This is a genomic window from uncultured Escherichia sp., assembly GCF_948475835.1.
GTDB lineage: Bacteria > Pseudomonadota > Gammaproteobacteria > Enterobacterales > Enterobacteriaceae > ECMA0423.
This window is the reverse complement of the sequence record NZ_CAOLGM010000036.1, coordinates 1-5,265: the sequence shown is the minus strand read 5'-3', so window position 1 is coordinate 5,265 and position 5,265 is coordinate 1. Positions and strand designations below refer to the sequence as shown.

5 protein-coding genes and 1 pseudogene are annotated in these 5,265 nt (G+C 45.2%); 5 read left to right on the top strand and 1 reads right to left on the bottom strand.

Annotation, left to right across the window (positions count from 1 at the left end):
- The first annotated feature begins 206 nt into the window (after nucleotides 1–206).
- Genes arsR through arsC form a run of 3 tightly spaced genes read left to right on the top strand, consistent with a single transcriptional unit; the run spans nucleotide 207 to nucleotide 2,341 of the window.
- Nucleotides 207–560: an As(III)-sensing metalloregulatory transcriptional repressor ArsR gene (gene arsR / locus QZF50_RS09295; protein ID WP_000008957.1), complete on the top strand. Its 354-nt coding sequence runs from the start codon at nucleotides 207–209 to the stop codon at nucleotides 558–560.
- A 53-nt stretch (nucleotides 561–613) separates the two neighbouring features.
- On the top strand, nucleotides 614–1,903 hold the full coding sequence (gene arsB, locus QZF50_RS09290) for an arsenite/antimonite:H(+) antiporter ArsB (RefSeq protein WP_001347664.1): 1,290 nt from the start codon (nucleotides 614–616) through the stop codon (nucleotides 1,901–1,903).
- Between the two features lie 12 nt (nucleotides 1,904–1,915).
- Nucleotides 1,916–2,341 carry a glutaredoxin-dependent arsenate reductase gene (gene arsC / locus QZF50_RS09285; protein WP_000065786.1) on the top strand — a complete coding sequence of 142 codons (426 nt, stop codon included), beginning with the start codon at nucleotides 1,916–1,918 and terminating at the stop codon, nucleotides 2,339–2,341.
- Between the two features lie 133 nt (nucleotides 2,342–2,474).
- On the opposite strand, the gene QZF50_RS09280 is transcribed toward arsC, so the two are convergent.
- Nucleotides 2,475–2,771: a metalloregulator ArsR/SmtB family transcription factor gene (locus QZF50_RS09280; RefSeq protein WP_001175589.1), complete on the bottom strand. Its 297-nt coding sequence runs from the start codon at nucleotides 2,769–2,771 to the stop codon at nucleotides 2,475–2,477.
- Nucleotides 2,772–2,877: 106 nt separating this feature from the next.
- On the opposite strand from QZF50_RS09280, the gene QZF50_RS09275 reads away from it, so the two are divergent.
- The gene (locus QZF50_RS09275; RefSeq protein WP_000100287.1) at nucleotides 2,878–3,891 is read left to right on the top strand and encodes a permease; all 1,014 of its coding nucleotides are present in this window, start codon (nucleotides 2,878–2,880) and stop codon (nucleotides 3,889–3,891) included.
- A 578-nt stretch (nucleotides 3,892–4,469) separates the two neighbouring features.
- A pseudogene (locus tag QZF50_RS09270) lies at nucleotides 4,470–5,265 on the top strand (hypothetical protein); the annotation flags it as partial.

Sequence of the window (5,265 nt, the reverse complement as noted above, 5' to 3'; positions counted from 1 at the left end):
GAGCCACCAACTCAGGGCTGGAAAGTAAAAAACCGACGCAAAGTCGGTTTTTTTACGTCCTGATTCAGACCTCTTTTCAAATGAATAGCCAACTCAAAATTCACACCTATTACCTTCCTCTGCACTTACACATTCGTTAAGTCATATATGTTTTTGACTTATCCGCTTCGAAGAGAGACACTACCTGCAACAATCAGGAGCGCAATATGTCATTTCTGTTACCCATCCAATTGTTCAAAATTCTTGCTGATGAAACCCGTCTGGGCATCGTTTTACTGCTCAGCGAACTGGGAGAGTTATGCGTCTGCGATCTCTGCACTGCTCTCGACCAGTCGCAGCCCAAGATCTCCCGCCACCTGGCATTGCTGCGTGAAAGCGGGCTATTGCTGGACCGCAAGCAAGGTAAGTGGGTTCATTACCGCTTATCACCGCATATTCCAGCATGGGCGGCGAAAATTATTGATGAGGCCTGGCGATGTGAACAGGAAAAGGTTCAGGCGATTGTCCGCAACCTGGCTCGACAAAACTGTTCCGGGGACAGTAAGAACATTTGCAGTTAAAAATTTAGCTAAACACATATGAATTTTCAGATGTGTTTTATCCGGGAGGCATTATGTTACTGGCAGGCGCTATCTTTGTCCTGACCATCGTATTGGTTATCTGGCAGCCGAAAGGTTTAGGCATCGGCTGGAGTGCAACGCTCGGCGCAGTACTGGCGTTAGTTACGGGCGTGGTCCATCCGGGTGATATTCCGGTGGTGTGGAATATCGTCTGGAACGCGACGGCTGCGTTTATCGCCGTCATTATCATCAGCCTGCTGCTGGATGAGTCCGGCTTTTTTGAATGGGCGGCGCTGCACGTCTCACGCTGGGGTAATGGTCGTGGTCGCTTGCTGTTTACCTGGATTGTCCTGCTCGGTGCTGCCGTTGCCGCCCTGTTTGCCAATGATGGCGCGGCGCTTATTTTGACACCGATTGTCATCGCCATGCTGCTGGCTTTAGGGTTCAGTAAAGGCACTACGCTGGCGTTCGTGATGGCGGCCGGATTCATTGCCGATACCGCCAGCCTGCCGCTTATTGTCTCCAACCTGGTGAATATCGTTTCCGCTGATTTCTTTGGCCTCGGCTTTCGCGAATACGCCTCGGTGATGGTGCCGGTGGATATCGCCGCGATTGTTGCCACGCTGGTGATGTTACATCTCTATTTTCGCAAAGATATTCCGCAGAACTACGATATGGCGCTGCTGAAATCTCCCGCAGAAGCGATCAAAGATCCTGCTACGTTCAAAGCTGGCTGGGTTGTTTTACTGCTTCTGCTGGTGGGATTTTTCGTCCTGGAACCGCTCGGCATTCCGGTGAGCGCCATTGCAGCTGTGGGCGCGCTGATATTATTTGTCGTCGCTAAACGCGGTCATGCGATTAATACGGGTAAAGTCCTGCGCGGTGCCCCCTGGCAGATTGTCATCTTCTCGCTCGGCATGTATCTGGTGGTTTATGGCCTGCGCAATGCCGGATTAACGGAATATCTTTCTGGCGTACTCAACGTGCTGGCGGATAACGGCCTGTGGGCCGCGACGCTCGGCACCGGATTCCTCACCGCCTTCCTCTCTTCTATTATGAACAATATGCCGACGGTACTGGTTGGCGCGTTGTCCATTGATGGCAGCACGGCATCTGGCGTTATCAAAGAAGCGATGGTTTATGCCAATGTGATTGGCTGCGATTTGGGACCGAAAATTACCCCAATTGGTAGCCTGGCTACGCTACTCTGGCTGCACGTACTTTCGCAGAAGAATATGACTATCAGCTGGGGATATTACTTCCGTACAGGGATTATCATGACCCTGCCTGTGCTGTTTGTGACGCTGGCTGCGCTGGCGCTACGTCTCTCTTTCACTTTGTAATGAGATACTGATATGAGCAACATTACCATTTATCACAACCCGGCCTGCGGCACGTCGCGTAATACGCTGGAGATGATCCGCAACAGCGGCACAGAACCGACCATTATCTATTATCTGGAAACACCGCCAACGCGCGATGAGCTGGTCAAACTCATTGCCGATATGGGGATTTCCGTACGCGCGCTGTTGCGTAAAAACGTCGAGCCGTATGAGGAACTGGGCCTTGCAGAAGATAAATTTACTGACGATCGGTTAATCGACTTTATGCTTCAGCACCCGATTCTGATTAATCGCCCGATTGTGGTGACGCCGCTGGGAACTCGCCTGTGCCGCCCTTCAGAAGTGGTGCTGGAAATTCTGCCAGATGCGCAAAAAGGCGCATTCTCCAAGGAAGATGGCGAGAAAGTGGTTGATGAAGCGGGTAAGCGGTTGAAATAAAGCGGCGATATCCACTGCCCATAGTTGGTAAAGTGCGCTTTGTTTATGTCGGATGCGACGCTAACGCGTCTTATCCGACCTACAAAACCGTGCAAATTCAATATATGGCATGAAATATGTAGAGCGTAGCGCATCAGGCAATTTTGCTATTTACGCAGCACTCCTCGCGTAAGAATTCAATTATCGCTTCCAGCATTGCGTATTGCGAAACACACATCAGCGTCCGACTCTCACGGTTTTGTTTGACCAGTCCTACCGATACCAGTGCTGATATATGGTGGCTGAGTGTGGAGCCAGGTATCCCAAGCTGCTTTTGCAACTCACCGACCGGCAACCCTTGTTCCCCGGCTTTGACAAGATGTTTAAATATGAACAAACGGGTCGGGTGACCTAGCTCTTTCAGCGCTTTAGCGACTTCTTCCAACTGCATATGACACCCCTCTGTCTGGTTGATATTTCGATAATACCAGAAATATCTTGATCTGAATTTCATTTCGATTATTCTGGAAATATAGATTTATCCAATGAGGTTACGTATGAGTAGTTGGCTTGCGATGCTGCAAGATGCCGCAGAGATGTTTGTGTTTCTCGCCGTCGAGCTTTCGTTGCTGTTTATAGTGATTAGTGCCGGTGTCAGCCTGATAAGACAAAAGGTGCCAGACCATAAAATCCAGCAGATGATGGGGGCCAGAAAAGGGAGAGGCTATCTCCTGGCTGCTCTGTTGGGAGCCGTTACCCCGTTCTGTAGTTGCTCGACAATACCCATGCTACGTGGATTGTTGTCAGCGAAAGCCGGGTTTGGTCCGACTCTCACTTTTTTATTTGTTTCACCATTACTTAATCCCATTATCGTCGGACTAATGTGGGTGACCTTTGGTTGGAAAGTCACCTTGTTGTACGCGATTATCGCCACCGGCGTCTCCGTTCTTGCCAGTATTATCCTGGATTCTCTGGGGTTTGAACGTCATATCATTGCCAGTAAAAGCTCATCAGCAAATTGTTGTGCTCCAGCCAAAGCGTCGGCAAAAACTTTGCCGGGGACGACATATACGCCAATAGAAGTGAGTTGCTGTAGTCCAACGGCTAAAGCCATTGAGAAACCCGTCGTTAACTGTTGCAATACCAAAGCAGTGGCAAGTATTAATCCCATAAAACTAGCCACCAAAGATGCGTTGCAACAGTTTAAAGATGTACTGCCATATCTTTTGTTAGGGGTATTAATAGGCTCTTTTATTTATGGCTTTATTCCCTCAGCGTGGATTGCCGCTCATGCAGGAGCAGATAATCCCTTCGCCATCCCATTAAGCGCCGTTGTCGGTATTCCGCTGTATATCCGGGCTGAGGCGGTTATCCCTCTGGCATCTGTTCTGATGACAAAAGGAATGGGTCTGGGAGCATTAATGGCATTAATCATCGGCAGTGCCGGCGCAAGCCTGACGGAAGTGATATTACTTAAATCAATGTTCAGAATGCCGATGATAGCTGCATTCCTGACGGTTATATTAGGTATGGCTATCTTGATGGGCTATTTGACTCAATTGCTATTTTAAATAGATGCCAGCAGTAAACTATAAGATGCATAGTTAGTGCCATATCCTTCTAAGTAGAAAATCATAGACAGGATAATCCTTAAAAATCACAAATGATTTAACTAATGCATTGAGAATGATGACGGCTCGGTCAACAAGTCATCAACAGACAATAACCACGTAATCATGCTTCTCTGACATTTTATCGGAGAAGCAATGACTCTTTGTCTCAGTACCCTCCTCCTTTTTAAAAGGCAGATTTCAGTCGCTAATACAACACATTTTTAAATACACTTTAACCTGGTTCATTATTACACATCTAAAACATCACAAAAATATTACTTCACACACTATCGGAGAACAAAATAACTTTTTAAAATGAGCGCTTTTTGATAGTTGTTAACGTTTTCCTTTACGATACTATCACTGCCTTTTTTATACACAAATATTACCGGGTGGAAATGAAAGGGAATTTAAAGGTAATTATATCAGGAAGATATAACGCATTATATTTATTGTGTGTAGAAGAAAATCCATTCCTGTTCTAATTATCCAATTTAAACATCTTAGCATAAAACAAATGATGAATAAGGAATTTTATGTCAATTGACTTTACCCCAGGTATAATAAATACATATCACGGCGATATTTATAACTGCACAACAAATACCGATAATGCTAAAACGCCAGACACACCGAAGTGGCCTTGCGATAATTGGGAAGAACAACAACCCATTAATTCCACATTCTCTGGAGAAGGATATATCTCTGATCAATATGATTTAGCGCAACACCAACTTCAACAAATTAATGCGTGCCACACGAACACTACATATACAAATGCAGACTACTCAAAAGTTGTGGCTCAACTTGTAAGTCTTATTACTAACATTGAAACGATAAGTTCGACACAACTTACGCAACAGACACAATCAATACTTAATCAGATTAATAACATTAGATATGAAAAAAACAAAAGTGCTGAATGTCGAATCATTGTTGTCGCTAATCCTAAACCCGACAAGGCAATCATAACTAAAATTAGCGTAGAAGAGGGAATACCCATAACATTCAGTGTCCAAACCATGTTTTCAGATACTAATTTTATTGCTGAACAACGAGCTGACTTACCAACTAATATAAAAGATATTCAAAGCCTGTATCAAAAAATGACGAAGTTATATATTGAGCACAGTGAAAATAAAAACAGGATGAAAGTCTTTGCCGGAACCAACTTTATTGATTTCAATATGACAGGACAGAACCTGTCCGGGTTCGTTCTAACCTTGTCAAGGTTTTATTTCGAAGATCTACTTAATATAAATTTCACTGACGCAAATTTAGGTGACACTATTTTTTACATAAAGAACACCCTACCCCCAAATTATATAAAGA

Excerpts from the sequence above, each read along its gene's own strand:
- arsR (WP_000008957.1), top strand. The coding sequence starts at position 207 with ATGTCATTTCTGTTACCCATCCAATTGTTCAAAATTCTTGCTGATGAA.
- arsC (WP_000065786.1), top strand. The coding sequence starts at position 1,916 with ATGAGCAACATTACCATTTATCACAACCCGGCCTGCGGCACGTCGCGT.
- QZF50_RS09275 (WP_000100287.1), top strand. The coding sequence starts at position 2,878 with ATGAGTAGTTGGCTTGCGATGCTGCAAGATGCCGCAGAGATGTTTGTG.
- arsB (WP_001347664.1), top strand. The coding sequence starts at position 614 with ATGTTACTGGCAGGCGCTATCTTTGTCCTGACCATCGTATTGGTTATC.
- QZF50_RS09280 (WP_001175589.1), bottom strand. The coding sequence starts at position 2,771 with ATGCAGTTGGAAGAAGTCGCTAAAGCGCTGAAAGAGCTAGGTCACCCG.